The organism is Geodermatophilus sp. CPCC 205761, from assembly GCF_051383655.1.
In the GTDB taxonomy this organism is placed as follows: domain Bacteria; phylum Actinomycetota; class Actinomycetes; order Mycobacteriales; family Geodermatophilaceae; genus Geodermatophilus.
This window is the reverse complement of the sequence record NZ_JALPKQ010000006.1, coordinates 72,584-92,753: the sequence shown is the minus strand read 5'-3', so window position 1 is coordinate 92,753 and position 20,170 is coordinate 72,584. Positions and strand designations below refer to the sequence as shown.

Genomic DNA, 20,170 nt, shown 5'->3' with positions numbered 1-20,170 from the left:
TCTGGACGAGGCGGGCTCGCCCTCAGGCGCCCGGACACAGGCAGCTGCCGACGCGGCACAGGTCGACTGTGCGGCGGGAGGTCAGCAGGATGCCCACGGCGCGAGGGTAACGGATCACCCGTCCCACCTGTCCCGCGCACCGGCGGCGGTGGCCACGTGGGCGTCGACCAGCGCGGTGAGCTGCTCGGCGCGGGGTGCCCCGCTGCTGCGGCCGACGACCCCACCGGCGCGGTCGAGGTAGAACAGCGTCGGGGTCCGGCGGACGTCGAGCTCGCGGACGGCGTCCAGGTGGCTCTCCGCATCGACGTCGACGTAGGCGAGGCCCGGCCGGGTGGCCCGCAGCTGCTGGAGCCGGGCCCGTGTGGCCCGGCACGGTCCGCAGAACGCGGTGGAGAACTGGACGACGGTGAGGTCGGCGTCGCCGGGGCGCACCCCCAGTCGCGCCAGGACGGCGGTCGTCGACGCCTCCGCGGCTCCGCTCTCCGGCTCGCGCACCGCGCCGTCCCTCCTCCGCAGCCACCAGGCGGCGGCCGCCACCAGCACCAGCGCGACGGCCAGCACTCCGGCTCCGGTGGCACTCACTCCCGCGCCAACCCGCCACCGCGGTGCGGTGTTCCCACGGATCAGCCGCCCAGCACGGTGTCGGTGGCCTCGACGGCGACGTCCACACCGTCGTCGGCCGGGGTGACGGCGGTGACCTGGAGCCCGAACGGCAGCTCCGGGATCGGGTACCGCAGGTCGAGCAGGTCACCGGCCCGCTCGACCAGGAACCCGGGGATCTCGACCCCGGCTCCGGCGGCCTCGTCGACGTCGACCACCAGGTCGCCGCCGTCCAGGCTCACCGTGCCGACGGCGGTGAGCGGCAGGGTGAGGCCGGCGAGCTCCACGGTGCGCTCGACCCGCAGCCCGTCGCCCTCGCGGGCCAGCGTGGTGCCGGGGCCCAGCTGCGCGGCCAGCAGCTCGTAGGAGAGCGTCGCCGTCCCGTCGATGCGCTCGACCGGCACCTGCTCCACCGAGCCGGAGAGGACGTCGGACAGCGGCACCGCCACGCCGCGCAGCGCGACGTCGGCGCGGGTGCCCTCGGGCTGCCCGAGGTCGGCGGCGGTCAGCGCGATCCGCACGTCCTCGTACCGGCCGCCGACCGCCTGGGTGAGGAAGGGGAACCCCCGGATGTCCACGTCGGGCTCCCCGGCCAGCGCGCCGCGCTCGGCGATGACGGCGGCGACGCGGTCCTCGGCCATCCCGACGCCGACCCGGTCGGCGAGCACGGCCAGCCCGAGCAGGAGCAGCAGGACGACGAGCAGCGCGCGCACCCCGCGGCCCTCAGAGCGCGTTCTGCAGGACGAGGGAGAAGGCGACCGGCGCGAACGCGGCGATCGGCAGCACCGCCTGCACCAGGGGCACGGCCCAGGCGCTGCCCGGCCCCTCGGCGACGACGTGGTCGGCGACCAGGGCGACCAGCGCGGCGACCCCGCCGAGCACGAGGCCGAACAGCAGCACCGTCAGCACCTCGAACAGCTCGCCGGAGCCGTGGCGGACCATCGCGACGGCCGCGCCCGCCAGCACCGACAGCACCAGGCCGGGGACCCCGCGGGCCAGCTCGGCGGCGATCGGCGGCCGGGGCAGCACGAGGTCGACGAGGTGTCCCACCAGCAGCGTCGTCCCGACGACCAGCAGCGCCGTCGTCACGACCCGGGAGCCCTCACCGGAGGTCTCCAGCCGCAGCAGCACCGCCAGCGCGCACACCGCGCAGAGCAGGAGCAGGACGCCGGCCAGCGAACCGACGACGTCCCGCCGCGGCGCCCGGCGGACCATCTGGTGGAGCACGGCGGCCAGGAAGCCCAGCCCCGGCACGGCCAGCAGGGAGCCCACCTCGGGTCGCTCGGGCACCACCAGCAGCACGTCGGCACCGGCGGCCCCGGCCAGTCCCAGCACCGGCGCGCCGGCCCGCGCGAGGACCCCGGTGGCCGGGACCCACGCGGCGACCAGCGCCACCTGCAGGACGGCGACCGCGGCCAGCCGCCCCCGCTCGCCGAACTCGGCGGGCAGCAGCACCAGGAGGACCACGGCGACGGCGACCGCCCCGGCCGCGAACAGGTGCCCGCTGCGCGCCGGCAGCTCGACCCGGGTCGTGGCGGCGGTCACCCGGTGATCGTCTCAGACGCCCGGCGTCCGATCCGCCCGACGAGCGGACCGGATGCCCCGCTCTCGGCGTGTCCGGAGCCCGGCACCTCCCACGCGGTGGCGTCCCCGGTGTGCACCGTCACTCGCCGTGGACCGGTCACCCCGGGAGGATTCGGCAACACGTCGGTTATCCTGCTGTCTCCGTCTCGACAGCGCCGTCGTGGGCCCCCGGACGACATCTCGTCCCCGGCTCCCTTGAGGAGACCACATGCGACTCGTGCTCATGACCTCGGCGCGGCAGGCCACGACGGAGGTGCTCCCGGCCCTCGGGCTGCTCGGGCACCAGGTCCGCGTGGTGCCCCCCGAGCTGTCGAGCCTCCTGGACGGCGACTCCGGCGACGTGGTCCTCGTCGACGCCCGCCACGACCTCATCCAGGCCCGCACGCTGTGCAGCCTGCTCTCCTCGACCGGCGTGGCGTCGGCCCTGGTGGCCGTGCTCGCCGAGGGCGGCCTGGTGGCGCTGTCGGCCGACTGGGGTGTCGACGACGTCCTGCTCGACACCGCCGGCCCGGCCGAGGTGGACGCCCGGCTGAAGTGGGCCACCGCCCGCCGGCTGGCCGCCACCACCCCGGCCGACGGCCTCGACGGCGGTGTCACCCAGGCCGGTGAGCTGGTCATCGACGAGCACAGCTACTCGGCGAAGCTGCGCGGCCGCCCGCTCGACCTCACGTACAAGGAGTTCGAGCTGCTCAAGTACCTGGCCCAGCACCCGGGCCGGGTCTTCTCCCGCGCGCAGCTGCTGCAGGAGATCTGGGGCTACGACTACTTCGGTGGCACCCGCACCGTCGACGTCCACGTCCGCCGGCTGCGGGCCAAGCTCGGCACCGAGCACGAGGCGCTGATCGGCACCGTGCGCAACGTCGGCTACAAGCTCGACCAGCAGGTCGCCGACGCGACCGCGGCGGCCGCGCGCGCCGAGGCCGACACCGAGCTGGTCTGAGGCCGCCCTGTCCACTCCTTCCGCGGTCCGGGACGTCGAGCGCCTCGACGCCGCCGACGTCCGCGCCGTGCTCGCGCTGCTGCGCGACGCGGCCGCGGCGGACGGCGTGCGCCCGCTGTCGGAGGAGGCCGAGCTGCGGCTGCAGCACGGCGGCCCGGCCGGTGGGCGGGACGTGCTGGTCCCGGCGGCGGACGGCGGGCCGGCGGGGTACGCCCGGTTCGAGGGCGGCGACGGCACCGGGGACGCCGAGGCCGAGCTGGTCGTGGCCCCCGCGCACCGGCGGCAGGGCGTCGGCCGCACGCTGCTGACCCGGCTCGAGGAGCTCGCCGGCGACCGCCCCCTGCGGGTCTGGGCGCACGGCGACCTGCCCGGCTCGGCCGAGCTGGCGGCCGACGGCTACCAGCGGGCCCGCGTGCTGCTGCAGATGCGCCGGGACCTCGACGGGGTCGACCCGGCTCCGCGTCCGGCCCTGCCCGACGGCGTGCACGTGGAGGCGTTCCGGCCGGGGCGGGACGAGGCCGCCTGGCTGCGGGTCAACGCCCGCGCCTTCGCCACCCACCCGGAGCAGGGCGCCTGGACCGTCGAGGACCTCCGGCTACGCGAGGCCGAGCCCTGGTTCGACCCCGCCGGCTTCTTCCTCGCCTGGCGCGGCGACCCCGCCGCGGGTGGCACCCTGCTGGGCTCGCACTGGACCAAGGTGCACCCACCCGGCGACGAGGGCCCGGACGCGGTCGGCGAGGTGTACGTCCTGGGCATCGACCCCGACGCCCAGGGGCTGGGCCTGGGCCGGGCGCTCACCGACCTCGGGCTGGCGCACCTGCGCGCCCGCGGCCTGGGTCCGGTCCTCCTGTACGTCGACGAGGACAACACCGCCGCGGTGACGCTCTACGAGCGCAGCGGCTTCACCCGGTACGCCGTCGACGTCTCCTGGCGCCGCGCCCGCTAGGACCGGTACGGCGCCGGCCGCGAGCCGCCTCGCCCCCGTTCACCTGCTCGACGTGACGTGGTTCTCACCCCGTCGACCAAGCCTCGATCGGCGTTCACCTCGCGTTCACCGAGCAACCCGGATGCGTCCACCTCGGCTGCCTAGCGTCGGTTCCCGTTGGTCCCCTGCTGCCCGGCGTCGAAACGCGGGCACACGTCGAAAGGCACCGTGTTGAAGCTCAGCACCAGGTCGCGCGCCGTCGCTCTCTCGGCGGCGCTCGCCGGCACCCTCGCGCTCGCCGCGTGTGGCGCCTCCAACGAGGGGAACGCCGGCGACAGCGGCAGCACCGGCGGCTCCACCGAGCTGAGCGGGACCCTCGTGGGCGCCGGCGCCAGCAGCCAGCAGGCCGCCATGCAGGGCTGGACCGCGGGCTACTCCGGCGTGCAGTCCGGCGTCACGGTGAACTACGACCCGGTGGGCTCCGGCGGCGGCCGCGAGCAGTTCATCGCCGGCGGCACCGACTTCGCCGGGTCCGACGCGGCGCTGGACGACGAGGAGCTCGCCGAGGCACAGGAGCGCTGCGCCGGCGGGGAGGTCTTCGAGCTGCCCAACTACATCGCCCCGATCGCGGTGGTCTACAACATCGAGGGCGTCGACCAGCTGAGCCTCTCGCCCGAGACGGTCGCCGGCATCTTCAACCAGCAGATCACGACCTGGAACGACCCGGCGATCGCCGCGGACAACCCCGGCGCCACGCTGCCGGACCTGGCCATCACCCCGGTGAACCGCTCCGACGAGTCGGGCACCACCGAGAACTTCACCGAGTACCTGGCCGCCGCGGCCGCCGCGGCGTGGCCGCACGAGGCGAGCGGTGACTGGCCGGTCGCCGGGGGCGAGGCCGCCCAGGGCACCTCGGGCGTGGTCAGCGCGGTCGGCGGGGGCAACGGCACCATCGGCTACGCCGACCTGTCCCAGGCCGGCGACCTCGGCGTCGCCAGCATCGGCGTCGGCGAGGAGTTCGTGACGCCGACCGCGGAGGCCGCGGCCGCCGTCGTCGAGAACTCCGAGACCCTCTCGGGCCGCGGGCAGTACGACTTCGCCATCGAGCTCGCCCGCGACACCACCGCGTCGGGCAGCTACCCGATCGTGCTGGTCAGCTACCACATCGGCTGCATCCAGTACGACGACCAGGAGAAGGCCGACCTGGTCAAGGACTTCATGGGCTACGTGATCAGCGAGGAGGGTCAGCAGGCGGCGGCCGAGGCCGCCGGATCCGCCCCCATCTCCGACGCGCTGCGCGAGCAGGCCCAGGGTGCGATCGACGCCATCACCGCCGGCTGATCCCAGCCGCACGGGTGACGGCCCGGGACGCCGAGACGGCGCCCGGGCCGTCGCTCCGCCCGGCGACGGGCGACCGCACCGCAGGCCCCAGCCCCGCCCACCCGGCCCACACCCCACGGAGCATCGGTGACCGCCACCAGGACCCCGACCGAACCCGGCGCCGCCAAGCCGGTCCGCCGGCCGGGCGACCGCATCTTCGCCGGTGGCGCCAAGGGCGCCGGCATCCTGATCCTCGTCATCCTCGCCGGTGTCGCGGCGTTCCTGATCGTCGAGGCGCTGCCCGCGCTCAGCGCCCCCAGCGACGACATCCCCGGCGGCGAGGGCCTGGCCGGCTACGTCCTCCCCCTCGTCTTCGGCACCCTGCTGTCCGCGGTGATCGCCCTCGTCGTGGCCACCCCGCTGGCGGTGGCCATCGCCCTCTTCATCACCCACTACGCCCCGCGCCGGCTGGCCCAGGGGCTGGGGTACGTCGTCGACCTGCTGGCCGCGATCCCGAGCATCGTCTACGGCTTCTGGGGCATCGCCTGGCTCGCGCCGAAGCTGGTGCCCTTCTACCAGTGGCTGGAGGCCAACCTCGGGTTCATCCCGCTGTTCGCCGGTCCGACGTCCTCCACCGGCCGGACGATGCTCACCGCCGGCATGGTCCTGGCCATCATGATCCTGCCGATCATCAGCGCCATCTCCCGCGAGGTCTTCCTCCAGGTGCCCACGCTGCACAAGGAGGCCGCGCTCGCGCTGGGGGCCACCCGCTGGGAGATGGTGAAGATGGCCGTCCTCCCCTACGGCAAGTCGGGGATCATCGGCGGCGCGATGCTCGGGCTCGGCCGGGCCCTCGGCGAGACGATGGCCGTGGCGCTGGTCCTCTCGGTCTCCGGTGGCATCACGTTCAACCTGATCAGCAGCGGGAACCCCTCGACGGTCGCCGCCAACATCGCGCTCGAGTTCCCGGAGTCCAGCGGGATCGACGTGAACACCCTCATCGCCAGCGGGCTGGCGCTGTTCGTGATCACCCTGGCCGTCAACATGCTCGCCCGCTGGATCGTCAACCGCCGGGCCGACTTCTCCGGAGCCAACTGATGAGCCTCCAGACGACCGCGACCCCGACCGGCGCGTCGGCGGACGACGTCGCGGGGGCGCGCTCCCGGCGCCGGCTCCCGCAGTGGGCCCCGGTGGCGGCCTTCCTCGCCGCGGCCGTCGTGGCGGTCCTGCTCGAACTGCTCGGTGACTTCAACATCGCCCTGGTCGTCATCTACACGGTCGTCCTCGGCACGGTGGCCGCCTACGTCCTCTCCCGGGTCGTGGAGGGCCGGCGCAAGGCGACCGACCGACTGGTGACCTGCCTGGTCGTGAGCGCCTTCGGCATCGCGGTGGTGCCCCTGGTCGCCCTGGTGTGGACGGTCGTCGGCCGCGGCATCGAGCGGCTGGACGGCGAGTTCTTCGGCTCCTCTCTCGTCGGCATCGTCGGCGAGGGCGGCGGCGCCTACCACGCGATCATGGGCACGCTGATCATCACCGTCCTCACGACGCTGATCTCGGTCCCGATCGGGCTGATGACCGCCATCTACCTCGTCGAGTACGGCCGCGGCCGGCTCAAGCGGTCGATCACCTTCCTGGTCGACGTCATGACCGGCATCCCGTCGATCGTGGCCGGCCTGTTCGCCTACGCGCTGTTCGCGCTGTTCTTCGGCCCCGGAATCCGGCTGGGCATCATGGGCGCGGTCGCCCTGTCGGTGCTGATGATCCCGGTCGTCGTCCGCTCGGCCGAGGAGGTCCTCAAGCTCGTCCCCAACGAGCTCCGCGAGGCCGCCTACGCCCTCGGCGTGCCCAAGTGGCGGACGATCGTCAAGGTCGTCATCCCGACCGCCATCGCCGGCCTGGGCACCGGCGTGACGCTGGCCATCGCCCGCGTCGTCGGCGAGACCGCGCCGCTGCTCATCACCGTCGGCATCACGAACGGCACGAACCTCGACCCGTTCGACTCCCGGATGGCCAGCCTCCCGGTCTACGCCTACTACCAGCTCACGCAGCCGGGTGTCCCGCCGGAGTTCGCCATCGACCGCGCCTGGACGGCGGCGCTGCTCCTCATCATGCTGGTCATGGGCCTCAACGTGGTCGCCCGACTGATCAGTCGCTTCTTCGCTCCCAAGACCGGCCGCTGACCGGGTCAGCACCGACCAACGAAGGGACCACAGCGTGGCCAAGCGCATCGACGTCTCCGACCTCGACATCTACTACGGCACCTTCCTCGCCGTCGAGGGCGTCAACGTCTCCATCGAGCCGCGGAGCATCACCGCGCTGATCGGACCGTCGGGCTGCGGGAAGTCGACGTTCCTGCGCTCGCTGAACCGGATGCACGAGGTCATCCCGGGCGCCCGCGTGGAGGGGAAGGTCGTCATGGACGGCCAGGACCTGTACGGCGCGGACGCCGACCCCGTCGACGTCCGCCGGCAGATCGGCATGGTGTTCCAGCGGCCCAACCCGTTCCCGACGATGTCGATCTACGACAACGTCGCCGCGGGCGTGCGGCTCAACAGCCGCAAGATGAAGAAGGCCGACCTCGACGACCTCGTCGAGCGCTCCCTCAAGGGCGCCAACCTCTGGAACGAGGTGAAGGACCGCCTCGACCGTCCGGGGTCGAGCCTGTCCGGCGGTCAGCAGCAGCGGCTGTGCATCGCCCGGGCCATCGCCGTCGAGCCCGACGTGCTGCTGATGGACGAGCCGTGCTCGGCCCTGGACCCGATCTCCACGCTGGCGATCGAGGACCTGATGATCGAGCTGAAGGAGCGGTTCACCATCGTGATCGTCACCCACAACATGCAGCAGGCCGCGCGGGTGAGCGAGCAGACCGGCTTCTTCAACCTCAACGGCGTCGGCCAGCCGGGCCGGCTCATCGAGTTCAACCCGACGGGGAAGATCTTCAGCAACCCCGACCAGAAGGCGACCGAGGACTACATCTCCGGCCGCTTCGGCTGATCGGCGGCGCAGGGGGTCGTCGCGCGGGAGCGCGGCGGCCCTACGCGCAGCTGGCCGGCGGCGCGGCCGCCGGCTCGGCGGGCGCCGCGGGGGTGTCGGGGGCGGGCTCCGGGCTGGGCGCCGCCGCGGCAGGGGCGACCTCGACCGGGACCACGGTGGTGTAGCCGGGCCCGATCACCAGCTGCACCGCGCCACCGGTGGAGTCACTCGGCTGCAGCACGGCCCCGGGGACGGCGGCGGCGACGGTGCGCGCCGCCTCCTCCGCACCCGGCCCGTAGCGGACGACGGTCTGGTTGACCGTGCCCAGCTCGTTGCCCACCTGGCCCACGCCGAAGCCCTGGCCGCGCAGGAGCTCGGCGACCGTGGCGGCCAGCCCGCTGGTGGCGGTGCCGTTGAGGACGTCGACCGTGACCGCGCCGGGGGCGACGCTCAGCGGCTGGGCGGCCGGCTCGGTGGGGGGCTGCTCGGCGGTCGGTGCGGCCGGCGCCGCGGCCTCGGCCGCCGGCTGCTCCGCGGGCGCTGCCTCGGGCAACCGGCCCTCGTCGATGACCTGGTCGAACAGCGCGCGGGTGCCGGCCGAGTCGAGCACCACGAAGGCCCGGTCGCTGCCCGCCGGCACGTAACCGACCTGCGCGACCGGCAGGCCGGTGCGCTGCACCTGGTCGCCGCCGAGGTCGCCGAGGGTGCCGGCCAGGGTGCGCAGGTCGCCGAGGCTGGTGCCCTCGTCGACGGTGAGCGCGTCGGAGGCGCGGCCGAGGAACGTCGTCAGGGTCACCGGGTTGCCGACCGTCCCCCACGACATCGCCGTCCGCAGGGTGGAGGTCAGCAGCACCTGCGCGCGCTCGGACGCCGCGGCCCCGGTGACGTCGGAGCCGGCGTCGCCCGGGGAGAGGTAGGCCGTCGCCTGCTCCCCGGTCAGCCGGCTCTCCCCCGCCGGGAGCGGGCTGGACGAGGCGGCCACCGCGTCGGAGACCGTGGGCAGGCAGACGCCGATCCCGCCGAGGGCGTCGACCATGCCCGGCAGCCGGCCGAGGTCGACGCCGAGGTAGTGGTCGATCCGGAGGCCCGAGACCTGCTGGACGGCGCGGACCATGCACGACGGGCCGCCCTCGAGCAGCGACGCGGCGAACGCCTCGGTGACCGGCTCCCGCACCTCGCCGTCGGCGTCGGCACAGGCCGGGGTGTCGACGAGCGCGGTCGGCGGGATGCTCACCAGGACCGCGTGCTCCTCGTCGGGGCTGACGTGCGCCAGCAGGGTGGCCACTCCCGCGGGGCCCTCCTGACCGGGTAGACCGGTGCCGACCACCAGGTAGGTGACCGCGCCCTCCTGCAGCCGGGGCGCCAGCACCTCGGCGCCCTGCGGGGCGAGGGCCTCGACCCGGCGGATGCCCTGGTCGGCGTAGAAGTACAGGCCCAGGTGGTAGGCGACGACGATGCCCACCAGCGTGAGCACGGCGAGCCCGGCCCGGATCAGCCGGCGCCGGCCGGGGCTGCGGGCAGCACGCCGGGCCGCACGGCGCTCGCGGGGTCCGGGCGGGGTCAGCCGGGTGGCGCCGGCGTTGGGGACGTCGCGGCCCGGGATGGGCGGCAGCGGGCTGATCGGCCGGGACGGCCGGTAGCCGGGGCGGTCCTCCAGCGGCGGGAACAGCGGCACCGAGGGGCGCGCGGCCGGCGGGACGGGGGGCAGCCCGCCACGCGACTGCTGGGCCGGGGACGACGGGATGTCGCGGTCGGCGCCGGGCACGGGCGGCAGCCCGCGCTGGGTCCCCGGGGACGGGTCGACCGGCGGCGCCTCCTCGGGGAGACCGCGGACCTCGTCCCGCGCCTCGTCGCGGGGCGCGCGGGCCTCGTCGCGGGGCGCGCGGGCCTCGTCGCCGGGGACCGGCGGCAGGCCGCGCCGGTGCGCGGGGGGCTGCTCACCCGGGGCCAGCGGCAGGGGGATCTCGCCGGTGCGCGCGGCACGACGGCGGCCGACCTCACCGCCCTGGCGGGCGATCAGCTGCTCGACGGTGATCGGCTCGCGGCCCGGCGTCCCGGTTGCCGGTGGCTGCGGAGCCGGCCGGCGCCGGCCCCGGAACCGCCCGGGCGCGCGGCCGTCGCCCGCGTCGTCGCGCGTCCGCTTGTCCCCCACCGGTGTCGACTTCCCATCGTCGTACCCATGTCGCCATGGCCCCGTGCCGTCGGCTCCGCACGGGCGCAGGCGACGATGCCCGCGCGCGGTCGCGGCAGCTCTCCACGATACGGGCGGATCGGCGCCAGCCCCGCCGACGCGCGGAGATCGAGGGGCGGTACGCCGTACGCGGCCGTAGCGTCCCCCGGGTGAGGTTGCCGTTCGTGCCCGGCCCGTCCGACGTGATCGCCGCGGTGGAGGGCCTCCGCGACGGCGTCTCCGAGGCGCTCGCGCTGGTCCCGCGGGTCGTCGCCGTCGTGGGCCGCGTGGAGACGCTGCTGGACCGGGTCGGCGGGGTGGTGGACCGGGTCGACAGCATCGTCGACCGGGCCGACGAGGCCATCACCGCGGTGGGGCAGACCCGGCAGCGAGCCGACGAGGCGATCGCCGCGGTGGGGCAGACCCGGCAGCGAGCCGACGCCGCCATCGCCGCCGTCGGGCAGACCCGGCAGCGAGCCGACGAAGCGATCACCGCCGTCGGGCAGACCCGGCAGCGAGCCGACGCCGCCATCGCCGCCGTCGGGCAGACCCAGCAGCGAGCCGACGCCGCCATCGCCGCCGTCGGAGAAACCCGGCAGCGAGCCGACGAAGCGATCACCGCCGTCGAACAGACCCAGCAGCGAGCCGACGCCGCCATCGCCGCCGTCGGAGAAACCCGGCAACGAGCCGACGCCGCCATCACCGCCGTCGAACAGACCCAGCACAAAGCCGACGCCGCCATCACCGCCGTCGGAGAAACCCAGCAGAAGGCGGACGAGGCGATTGCCGCCACGGGCAGCACGATCGGTCGCGCCGACAGCGCGGTGACCGCCGCCGAGGGGCTGCTGGGTCGCATGGACCCGCTGGTCGACGTCTTCCAGGACCCGCTGCTCGCGCTGGCCCCGGCGGTCCGCCGCCTGGCGGCGAGCATCGACGCCAACGAGGTGGAGGCCGTCGTGACCTTCATCGACCGGCTGCCGCAGCTGATGACCCACCTGGACGAGGACATCATCCCCGTCCTGGGGTCCATGGGGAACGTGGGCGACGACGTGCACGACCTGCTCGACACGATGCAGGACCTGCGGCACGTGGTGAAGGGCTTCCCGGGGTCGCGGTTGTTCCGCCGTCGCGGCGCGGAGGAGATCGCGGAGGACGAGGAGCGCGACGCGGTCGCGGAGCTCGTGGCCGGAGACGGTCAGGAGCCGGAACACGCCGGCTCCTGACCGCGGCGGCTCAGGTCTCGGTCGGGTAGCCGAGGGCCCGGACGACGTCTCCGACCCGCTCGTAGGTGTCCCCCTCCGGCAGCCGGCGCAGCTCGTCGACCACCGCGTCCGGGGCGCGGTGGTCGAGGGCCGCCTCGACCAGGCCGGGGCCGGTGTTCGGGAAGTCGGCCCGGTCCAGCCAGCGGGCCAGCTCCGCCCGGGCGACGACCGCGTCGGCGTCCATGCCGACCGGGGTGCCCCCGACGAGGGTCCCTGACGGGTCGGCCGTCAGGTCGGGGTCGCCCTCGGCGACCGGCTCGACCTCACGCCACTCCTCGGCACGGGTCGCGTGCTGTCCCTTGAGCATGCCCTGGATCTCGTGCTCGAGCTCCTCGTCCACCCGGGGGCTGTGCTTGGTGCTGCGTGCCGCCGTGCCGGCGAACTGGTCTCCGGTCTCGCTCACGTTCGCGTTCCTCCTGGTCCGTTCGTCACTTCTCGTGCAGGGCGCCGGGCTTGTGCACCGCCGTCTTGCCGCTCTTGTCGCTCTCGACCTCGTACTGCGGGTCGTCCCGGCTCGCCTTCACCTTCCGGCCCGAGGCCTCGGTCTCCTCGGTGATCGTGCGGACGACGGTCCCCTCCACCCGCTTGCCGTGGCTGTTCCAGGTGACGTGGTCGCCCTTGCTGAACTCGTCTGCCATCCGTCGCCTCCGGGCGCTCGACGCTGTCCCCCTGCCCCTGCCCCTCCGGCGCCCGCGACACACATCACCCGTTCGGACCGACGGATCACCCGTGCGGGCGCTGGCATCCGTGCGGGTGTCACGTAGCGTTGTCGTCGACGGAAGAGGCCGCGACGTCCGCCCTGCTGAGGGTGGGGAGACCGGTCACCCACAGTGACGTGGACCCGTCCTCGATCGCCGGCCCGGTCGACTCCATTCCCCCGGGGTCGGCCGGGTCGGCCCGTTCTAGGCTGGGGCACCGTGATCGCCCCCGACGCCACCCGACCGGTCGACGTCCTCACGGTCGCGTCGGTCGCCCACGTCACCCCCTCCGTGCGCCGGGTCCTGCTCTCCGGCACGCCCGCGGCCGTCGCGGCCGCCGGGCCCACCGTGTCGCTGCTCGTGCCGCGCGTGGGTGACCCGGCGCCGCACTGGCCGGCGGTGGCCCGGGACGGCCGGATCGTCTGGCCGGCCGGCTCGCACGGGGTGAGCCTGCGCAGCTACACCGCCCGCCGGCAGGATCCCGACCGAGGCGAGGTGGAGATCGACTTCGTACTGCACGGGGACGGCCCGGCCGCGGCCTGGGCCGCGGCCGCGGCGCCCGGCTCGGTGGTCGCCGTCGCGGGCGGCGGTCCGCTGGGTGAGCGGCCGGCCGGGTGGCTGCTGCTCGCCGGCGACGAGACCGCCCTACCGGCGATCACTCGGATCCTGGCCGAGGCGGCGCCCGCGACCCGCGGAGTCGCGCTGGTGGAGGTGGCGGAGGTCGCCGAGGAGCAGCCCCTGCCGGCGCCGGAGGGCGTCGAGGTCCGCTGGCTGCACCGTCTCGGCACCCCGCCCGGGGAGAGCACGCTGCTGGCCGACGCGGTCGCCGCGCTCGAGCGGCCCGACGGCGAGGACCTGTTCGCCTGGGTCGCGGCCGAGTCCGCCACCGTCCGCACGGTGCGGGGGGACCTGCGCGGGCGGTGGGGCCTCGGGCGGGCGCAGCACCACGCGATCGGCTACTGGCGGCGCGGCCGCGCCATGTCCCCCGCCGGTTGAGGCCGGTGGGCGTCCAGACTCCTCACAGGGAACCCGCAGCGCCGGTCCAGCCACGCGGCGCACTCTGATCCCATGACCATGGCTGCACGTGCGACAGGAGGTGCTGTGGCCGGCACGCGTAACGGGGCCACCGCGCCCGAGGCCCGCCTCCTGGTGGTGGACGACGAACCCAACATCCGGGAGCTGCTCTCGGCCAGTCTCCGCTACGCCGGCTTCGAGGTGGCCACCGCCGCCGATGGGCAGCAGGCGCTGGCCATGGCCGCGAGCTTCCGGCCCGACCTGCTGGTCCTCGACGTGATGATGCCCGGCCTCGACGGCTTCGGCGTCGTCCGCCGGATGCGCGAGAGCGGCCGGCACACGCCCGTGCTGTTCCTCACCGCCCGGGACGCCGCCGAGGACAAGGTCTCCGGCCTGACACTGGGCGGCGACGACTACGTGACCAAGCCGTTCAGCCTGGACGAGGTGCTGGCCCGCATCCGGGCGGTGCTGCGTCGCAGCAGTGGCCCCCAGCGCGCGGCCGACGCGCCGCGGCTGTCCTTCGCCGACATCGAGCTCGACGAGGAGTCGCACGAGGTCGTGAAGGCGGGCCAGGTGGTCAGCCTCTCCCCGACCGAGTTCAAGCTGCTGCGCTACCTCATGGCCAACGCCGGGCGCGTGCTGTCGAAGGCGCAGATCCTGGACCACGTGTGGAACTACGACTTCAACGGCGAGGCGAACGTCGTCGAGTCCTACATCTCCTACCTGCGCCGCAAGGTCGACACCACCGAGCCGCGGCTGCTGCACACCATCCGTGGCGTGGGCTACACCCTGCGGCTGCCGCGCGGAACGTGAGCGGACAGGGGCGTGAGCATCGCAGCGAGCGCCAGCGAGCGAGGAGCGGAGCGCCCCACGGGAGCGAACCGGTGACAACGTGAGCGGACAGGGGCGTGAGCATCGCAGCGAGCGCCAGCGAGCGAGGAGCGGAGCGCCCCACGGGAGCGAACCGGTGACAACGTGAGCGGACAGGGGCGTGAGCATCGCAGCGAGCGCCAGCGAGCGAGGAGCGGAGCGCCCCGCCGCAGTGACACGGTGACGACGTGACGTCCGCCCCGCCGTCGGTGCGCCCGGGCCCGCGGGTCCCGCTGCGCGTCACCCTCGTCGCCCTCCTCGTCGTCCTCGTCGCGCTGGCCCTGCTCGCCACCGGGCTCGCGGCGACGTCGCTGCTGCGGGGCTACCTGACCTCGCAGCAGGACGGGCAGCTGCGCCAGGGCGCGCTGAACGTGCGGGAGGACGCCTGGCGGGTGCTTGACGACTGCACGTCCGCGGATGCGGGGTACCCCTCGAGGGAGTACCTGGGCTGCCTCCCACCCAGCGCCGACCACCTGGTCCTGGTGGCGGGCCCGGTGGACGACCCGGGACGGCGGCCCGACCTCGACCACCTCGACCACCTCGCCGAACGGGTCGACGACGCGGGCCCCGGTGGCGTGCGGATGTTCACCGTGCCCGCGGCGGACGGCCACACCTCGTGGCGGATGGCCGCCGTCGAGCTGCCCGAGGGCTGGACCGCCCTCATCGGCACCGACCTCGGGGGCGACGAGCGGCTCATCGGCCGGCTCGTGAGCATCGAGGTGGTCGTCGGGTTGATCGTGCTGACCCTGCTCGGCGCGGCCGGCTACGTCGTCGTCCGCAACAGCCTGCGCCCCCTCACCGAGGTGGAGCGCACCGCGATGGCCATCGCGGCCGGCGACCTGTCCCAGCGCGTGCCGGAGGGCGACGAGCGGACCGAGGTCGGCCGCCTGACCACGGCGCTCAACGGGATGCTCTCCCGCATCGAGCAGTCGTTCCGCGCGCAGCAGGCCTCGGAGGAGCAGGCCCGAGCCTCGGAGGGCCGGATGCGCCGGTTCGTCGCCGACGCCAGCCACGAGCTGCGCACCCCGCTGACCTCCATCCGCGGCTTCGCCGAGCTCTACCGGCAGGGCGCGGTGAGCAACCCCGAGGACACCCGCCGGCTCATGGAGCGGATCGAGTCCGAGGGCGCCCGCATGGGGCTGCTCGTCGAGGACCTGCTGCAGCTGGCCCGGCTGGACCAGCAGCGCCCCCTGACCATCACCCCCGTCGACCTCGCCGAGGTGGCCGGCGACGCCGTCCACGACGCGCGGGCGCTGCAGCCGGACCGGCCGCTCAGCCTGCACCTCGACGAGGCGCTCAGCGAGGTGCCGGTCGTGCTGGGCGACGAGGCCCGGCTGCGTCAGGTGGTCGGCAACCTGGTCACCAACGCGCTCGTGCACACCCCGCCCACCGCCGCGGTCACCGTCCGCCTCTCCGACGAGCCACCGGCCGGGGACGGCGGGGCCGACGACGGCGGGGTGGTCGTGCTGCAGGTGGCCGACGAGGGGCCGGGGATGGCACCGGAGGACGCCGCCCGGGTGTTCGAGCGCTTCTACCGCGTCGACGCCTCGCGGTCCCGCGCCGAAGGCGGCACCGGCCTGGGCCTGGCGATCGTCTCCGCGCTGGTCGCGGCGCACGGCGGCACCATCCACCTCGACACCGCGGCCGGCCAGGGGGCGACCTTCACCGTGCGGCTGCCCCGTTCGGGCCCGGCCCCGGCGGCGACCCCGGCGGTCGACGGGGCCGAGGCCTGAGCGGACCACCGCGCTGGTTACCGTCCCGGCGTGCACACCGACGAGGGCGGGCAGCCCTACGACGCCGACCTGATGGCCGCGGTCGCTGAGCTCGGCGGCGCCCTCCGGGACCTCGTCGACGCCTCCGTGCGCACCACCGTCCCGGCCGGGGAGCTGCGCGCGGCCGCCGCCGAGGCGCGGGCCGCGACCACCAGGCTGGCCGCGGGCCGGCGTCCGCCGACCCAACTGCCGGTCCTCGACGACCCGCTGGTCTTCCGCCGGGTCTACAACCCGGTGAGCGGCGTCGGGAGCGCCCTGGCGCCGCCGCTGGTCATCCGGCGGACGGCGGACGGCGTGGCCGCCGAGGCCACCTTGGGGATGGCCTACGAGGGCCCGCCCGGGTACGTGCACGGGGGCATCAGCAGCCTGCTCATGGACCAGCTGCTCGGCTCGGCCGCCATCGCCGCCGGCCTGTGGGGCATGACCGTCCACCTGGAGCTGGACTACCGTCGCCCGGTGCCCCTGTCCACCCCCCTGCTGCTGCGCTCCCGCGTCACCGAGGCGGCCGGCCGCCGGTGCGTCGTCACCGGTGAGATCGCGACCGCCCAGGCCCCCGACCGGACGCTGGTGACCGCCCGGGGGGTGTTCGTCATGCCCCGCGAGGAGCTGCACGCCGACTACTTCGGGTCGATCACCGACGCCTCCGGCCGGCCGGCCCCGCCGGGACGGCCGACCGACGCCACGGCCCTGTCGGACCAGCCGTGAGGGACGTCGAGGTCGCCGCGGAGACCGCCCGCGCCGCCGCGGCGGCGCTCCTGCGGCTGCGCGCCGAGGGGCAGCTCACCGGGCGCCCGCTCGGCGACGCGGGGGACGCCGCCGCGCAGGCCGCGATCAGCGGGCTGCTCGCGGAACGATGCCCCGACGACGCCGTGTTCAGCGAGGAGGCGGTCGACGACCCGGCCCGCCTGACCGCCGAGCGGGTGTGGATCGTCGACCCGCTCGACGGCACCCGGGAGTACGGCGAGGACCGGCCGGACTGGGCGGTGCACGTGGCGCTGTGGTCCGGCGGTGAGCTCACCGCGGCCGCCGTGGCGCTGCCGGCGCTGGGCGAGGTCCTGGTCACCGACCCGGCGCCGGACGTGCCAGCCCCGGGGGGCGGACGGCTGCGGATCGCGGTGAGCCGCACCCGCCCGCCCGCGGTCGCCGACACCGCCGCGGCCGCGCTGGACGCAGACCTGGTGCCGATGGGATCGGCCGGCTACAAGGTGACCGCCGTGACCCGGGGCGAGGTGGACGCCTACGTGCACGCCGGCGGCATGTACCAGTGGGACTCGGCCGCACCGGTCGCCGTCGCCCGGGCCGCCGGGCTGACCGCCGTCCGGCTGGACGGCTCCCCGCTGCGCTACAACGACCCCGACCCGTACCTGCCCGACCTGCTGGTCTGCCGCCCGGAGCTCGCCGAGCAGCTGCTGGACGCCGTCCGCCCGGGTGGGTGAGTCGGGGGTCACACGCGAGCGCGCGGGGCGATGGCGGACACTGGAGGGGAATTCCCCCCGGACCGGTGCGGTTGGTGCTGGTTCGAGCCCCGCCCCCCGACGCTCTGGAGTCATGCCACGTGAGCGAGCTCGCGAGCTCACCGATGAGCGCAGCACCCCTGGGCACGCGCCCGACGAGCGTCAGCGAGGAGGACGCGTGAGCGAGCTCGCGAGCTCACCGATGAGCGCAGCACCCCTGGGCACGCGCCCGACGAGCGTCAGCGAGGAGGACGCGTGAGCGAGCTCGCGAGCTCACCGATGAGCGCAGCACCCCTGGGCACGCGCCCGACGAGCGTCAGCGAGGAGGACGCGTGACCACTCCCGACTACCGGCTCTCCCAGTTGGAGACACTGGAGGCCGAGTCCATCCACGTGATCCGTGAGGTGGCCGCCGAGCTGGAGCGACCGGTCCTGCTCTTCTCCGGCGGCAAGGACTCGATCGTGATGCTGGAGCTGGCCCGCAAGGCCTTCGCGCCGGCCCGCATCCCGTTCCCGGTGATGCACGTCGACACCGGGCTGAACTTCCCCGACGTGCTGGAGTTCCGCGACAAGCGGGTCGCCGAGTTGGGCGTGGAGCTGATCGTCGCCTCGGTGCCCGACGCGATCGCGGCCGGCACGGTCAAGGAGGAGCCCAACGGCTCCCGCAACCGCATCCAGACCCCGGTGCTGCTCGACGCGGTCGAGGAGCACGGCTTCACCGCGCTGTTCGGGGGCGCCCGCCGCGACGAGGACAAGGCGCGGGCCAAGGAGCGGGTGTTCTCCTTCCGCGACGAGTTCGGCCAGTGGGATCCGAAGAACCAGCGGCCCGAGCTCTGGGACATCTACAACGGCCGGATCCACCTCGGCGAGTCGATCCGGGTGTTCCCGCTGTCGAACTGGACCGAGCTGGACATCTGGCAGTACATCGCCCGTGAGCAGATCGCCATCCCCGCGCTGTACCTCGCGCAGGAGCGGGAGGTCGTGGAGCGGCAGGGGATGCTCTACGCGGTCAACGAGTTCATCCGGCCCCGCGACGGCGAGCAGCCGTTCTCCGCGGTCGTCCGCTACCGCACCGTGGGCGACGCGAACCTGACCGCGGCCGTGCGGTCGGAGGCGACCACGGTCGAGGAGGTCATCGCCGAGATCGCGGTGACCCGGATGACCGAGCGCGGCGCGACCCGCGGCGACGACAAGGTCAGCGACGCCGCCATGGAGGACCGGAAGAAGGAGGGCTACTTCTGATGGCCGCGCAGTCGGACACCACCCTGCCCCTGGACGAGGACGGCGCCGTCGACCTCCACTCGCCCGTCGCCGAGCACGCCGCGGAGCTCGCCACCGCGCGCAAGGACATCCTGCGCATCGCGACCGCCGGGTCGGTGGACGACGGCAAGAGCACGCTGATCGGCCGGCTGCTCTACGACAGCAAGGCGATCTTCGAGGACCAGTACGAGGCGGTGGCCCGCGCCAGCAAGGGCGACTTCGTCGACCTCGCGCTGCTCACCGACGGCCTGCGCGCCGAGCGCGAGCAGGGCATCACCATCGACGTCGCCTACCGGTACTTCTCCACGCCGCGGCGCACGTTCATCCTGGCCGACACCCCCGGCCACGTGCAGTACACGCGGAACATGGTCACCGGCGCCTCGACCGCGGATCTGGCCATCGTGCTCGTCGACGCCCGCAAGGGGATGCTCGAGCAGAGCCGCCGGCACGCCTTCCTCGCCTCGCTGCTTCGGGTGCCGCACCTGGTGGTCGCGGTCAACAAGATGGACCTCGTCGACTGGTCGGAGTCGGTCTTCGACGCCATCGCCGACGAGTTCAGCGCCTTCGCCGCGAAGCTGAGCGTCCCCGACCTGACCGTCGTCCCGATCTCCGCCCTGCACGGCGACAACGTCGTCAAGCACTCCCCGAACACGCCCTGGTACGAGGGCCCGACGCTGCTGCACCACCTCGAGCACGTGCACGTGGCCAGCGACCGCAACCTCACCGACGTCCGCTTCCCGGTGCAGTACGTGATCCGGCCGCAGTCCGACGCGTACCACGACTACCGCGGCTACGCGGGCACCGTCGCCAGCGGCGTTCTGAAGCCGGGCGACGAGGTCCAGGTGCTGCCCAGCGGCCTGACGACGACGATCGCCGCGATCGACGGCCCCCGCGGTCCGCTCGACGAGGCGTTCGCGCCCATGGCGGTGACCGTGCGGCTGACCGACGACCTCGACATCTCGCGAGGCGACCTGATCTGCCGCCCGGAGAACTCCCCGCACGTCACCCAGGACCTCGACGCGCTGGTCTGTTGGATGGCCGAGGAGCCGCTGCGCCCGCGTCAGCGGATCGCGGTCAAGCACACGACCCGCAGCGTCCGGGCGATGGTCAAGGAGCTGGCCTACCGGCTCGACGTGAACTCCCTGCACCGCGACCGCGAGGCGACCGAGCTCGGGCTCAACGACATCGGCCGGGTGCGGCTGCGCACCACCCAGCCGCTGTTCGTGGACGACTACGTGCGCAACCGGGTCACCGGGCGGTTCATCCTGGTCGACGAGGCCACCAACGCCACCGTCGGCGCCGGGATGCTCACCCCCGCCGGCTAGGTCC

Annotated in this window: 20 protein-coding genes; 14 read left to right on the top strand and 6 right to left on the bottom strand. The window is 74.5% G+C overall.

Annotated features, from left to right (window positions below; translation table 11 throughout):
* Positions 1 to 114: 114 nt before the first annotated feature.
* Genes MY526_RS05315 through MY526_RS05305 form a run of 3 tightly spaced genes read right to left on the bottom strand, consistent with a single transcriptional unit; the run spans position 115 to position 2,145 of the window.
* Positions 115 to 582 (bottom strand): thioredoxin family protein, encoded by a 468-nt coding sequence (locus MY526_RS05315; protein WP_436690165.1) that lies wholly within the window; start codon positions 580 to 582, stop codon positions 115 to 117.
* A 41-nt stretch (positions 583 to 623) separates the two neighbouring features.
* Positions 624 to 1,313 (bottom strand): LmeA family phospholipid-binding protein, encoded by a 690-nt coding sequence (locus tag MY526_RS05310; protein ID WP_436690167.1) that lies wholly within the window; start codon positions 1,311 to 1,313, stop codon positions 624 to 626.
* Between the two features lie 10 nt (positions 1,314 to 1,323).
* Entirely contained in the window at positions 1,324 to 2,145 is an 822-nt protein-coding gene (locus tag MY526_RS05305) for a hypothetical protein (protein ID WP_436690169.1), read from the bottom strand.
* Positions 2,146 to 2,392: 247 nt separating this feature from the next.
* On the opposite strand from MY526_RS05305, the gene MY526_RS05300 reads away from it, so the two are divergent.
* The 6 genes from MY526_RS05300 to pstB all read left to right on the top strand — a co-directional run bounded on the left by MY526_RS05300 (position 2,393) and on the right by pstB (position 8,363).
* A complete protein-coding gene (locus MY526_RS05300; RefSeq protein ID WP_436690171.1) occupies positions 2,393 to 3,124 on the top strand; it encodes a winged helix-turn-helix transcriptional regulator in 732 nt (243 codons plus the stop codon).
* Between the two features lie 7 nt (positions 3,125 to 3,131).
* Entirely contained in the window at positions 3,132 to 4,070 is a 939-nt protein-coding gene (mshD, locus tag MY526_RS05295) for a mycothiol synthase (RefSeq protein WP_436703432.1), read from the top strand.
* A 207-nt stretch (positions 4,071 to 4,277) separates the two neighbouring features.
* Complete coding sequence (gene pstS / locus MY526_RS05290) at positions 4,278 to 5,390, top strand: phosphate ABC transporter substrate-binding protein PstS (protein ID WP_436703406.1); 1,113 nt, start codon at positions 4,278 to 4,280, stop codon at positions 5,388 to 5,390.
* 126 nt (positions 5,391 to 5,516) lie between these two features.
* Positions 5,517 to 6,467: a phosphate ABC transporter permease subunit PstC gene (pstC, locus tag MY526_RS05285; RefSeq protein WP_436690175.1), complete on the top strand. Its 951-nt coding sequence runs from the start codon at positions 5,517 to 5,519 to the stop codon at positions 6,465 to 6,467.
* Entirely contained in the window at positions 6,467 to 7,549 is a 1,083-nt protein-coding gene (pstA, locus tag MY526_RS05280; RefSeq protein ID WP_436690177.1) for a phosphate ABC transporter permease PstA, read from the top strand. Before pstC ends, pstA begins: the two co-directional genes overlap by 1 nt.
* A 34-nt stretch (positions 7,550 to 7,583) precedes the next feature.
* Positions 7,584 to 8,363, top strand: a complete 780-nt coding sequence (gene pstB / locus MY526_RS05275; protein WP_436690179.1) for a phosphate ABC transporter ATP-binding protein PstB — start codon at positions 7,584 to 7,586, stop codon at positions 8,361 to 8,363.
* A gap of 40 nt (positions 8,364 to 8,403) precedes the next feature.
* Here the strand turns inward: pstB and MY526_RS05270 are convergent, their stop codons facing one another.
* Entirely contained in the window at positions 8,404 to 10,494 is a 2,091-nt protein-coding gene (locus tag MY526_RS05270) for an LCP family protein (RefSeq protein ID WP_436690181.1), read from the bottom strand.
* Between the two features lie 188 nt (positions 10,495 to 10,682).
* Here MY526_RS05270 and MY526_RS05265 point away from each other — a divergent pair, with 188 nt between their 5' ends.
* On the top strand, positions 10,683 to 11,735 hold the full coding sequence (locus MY526_RS05265; protein ID WP_436703405.1) for a hypothetical protein: 1,053 nt from the start codon (positions 10,683 to 10,685) through the stop codon (positions 11,733 to 11,735).
* Positions 11,736 to 11,745: 10 nt separating this feature from the next.
* Here MY526_RS05265 and MY526_RS05260 read toward each other — a convergent pair whose 3' ends face one another.
* Both MY526_RS05260 and MY526_RS05255 read right to left on the bottom strand, forming a co-directional pair.
* Entirely contained in the window at positions 11,746 to 12,177 is a 432-nt protein-coding gene (locus MY526_RS05260) for a DUF2795 domain-containing protein (protein ID WP_436690184.1), read from the bottom strand.
* Positions 12,178 to 12,202: 25 nt separating this feature from the next.
* A complete protein-coding gene (locus MY526_RS05255; protein ID WP_436690186.1) occupies positions 12,203 to 12,412 on the bottom strand; it encodes a DUF2945 domain-containing protein in 210 nt (69 codons plus the stop codon).
* Between the two features lie 279 nt (positions 12,413 to 12,691).
* Here MY526_RS05255 and MY526_RS05250 point away from each other — a divergent pair, with 279 nt between their 5' ends.
* From MY526_RS05250 to MY526_RS05220, 7 genes are all read left to right on the top strand, one after another.
* Positions 12,692 to 13,468, top strand: coding sequence for a siderophore-interacting protein (locus MY526_RS05250; protein WP_436690188.1), 777 nt, complete (start codon positions 12,692 to 12,694; stop codon positions 13,466 to 13,468).
* A 105-nt stretch (positions 13,469 to 13,573) separates the two neighbouring features.
* On the top strand, positions 13,574 to 14,299 hold the full coding sequence (locus tag MY526_RS05245; protein ID WP_436690190.1) for a response regulator transcription factor: 726 nt from the start codon (positions 13,574 to 13,576) through the stop codon (positions 14,297 to 14,299).
* A gap of 245 nt (positions 14,300 to 14,544) precedes the next feature.
* Entirely contained in the window at positions 14,545 to 16,089 is a 1,545-nt protein-coding gene (locus tag MY526_RS05240; RefSeq protein WP_436690192.1) for a sensor histidine kinase, read from the top strand.
* Positions 16,090 to 16,119: 30 nt separating this feature from the next.
* Positions 16,120 to 16,833 (top strand): PaaI family thioesterase, encoded by a 714-nt coding sequence (locus MY526_RS05235; protein WP_436690194.1) that lies wholly within the window; start codon positions 16,120 to 16,122, stop codon positions 16,831 to 16,833.
* Positions 16,830 to 17,564, top strand: coding sequence for an inositol monophosphatase family protein (locus tag MY526_RS05230; protein WP_436690196.1), 735 nt, complete (start codon positions 16,830 to 16,832; stop codon positions 17,562 to 17,564). The genes MY526_RS05235 and MY526_RS05230 overlap by 4 nt, the downstream gene beginning before the upstream one ends.
* A 350-nt stretch (positions 17,565 to 17,914) precedes the next feature.
* Positions 17,915 to 18,823, top strand: a complete 909-nt coding sequence (gene cysD / locus MY526_RS05225; RefSeq protein ID WP_436690198.1) for a sulfate adenylyltransferase subunit CysD — start codon at positions 17,915 to 17,917, stop codon at positions 18,821 to 18,823.
* Positions 18,823 to 20,166, top strand: a complete 1,344-nt coding sequence (locus MY526_RS05220; RefSeq protein ID WP_436690200.1) for a sulfate adenylyltransferase subunit 1 — start codon at positions 18,823 to 18,825, stop codon at positions 20,164 to 20,166. The genes cysD and MY526_RS05220 overlap by 1 nt, the downstream gene beginning before the upstream one ends.
* The last annotated feature ends 4 nt before the right edge of the window (positions 20,167 to 20,170 follow it).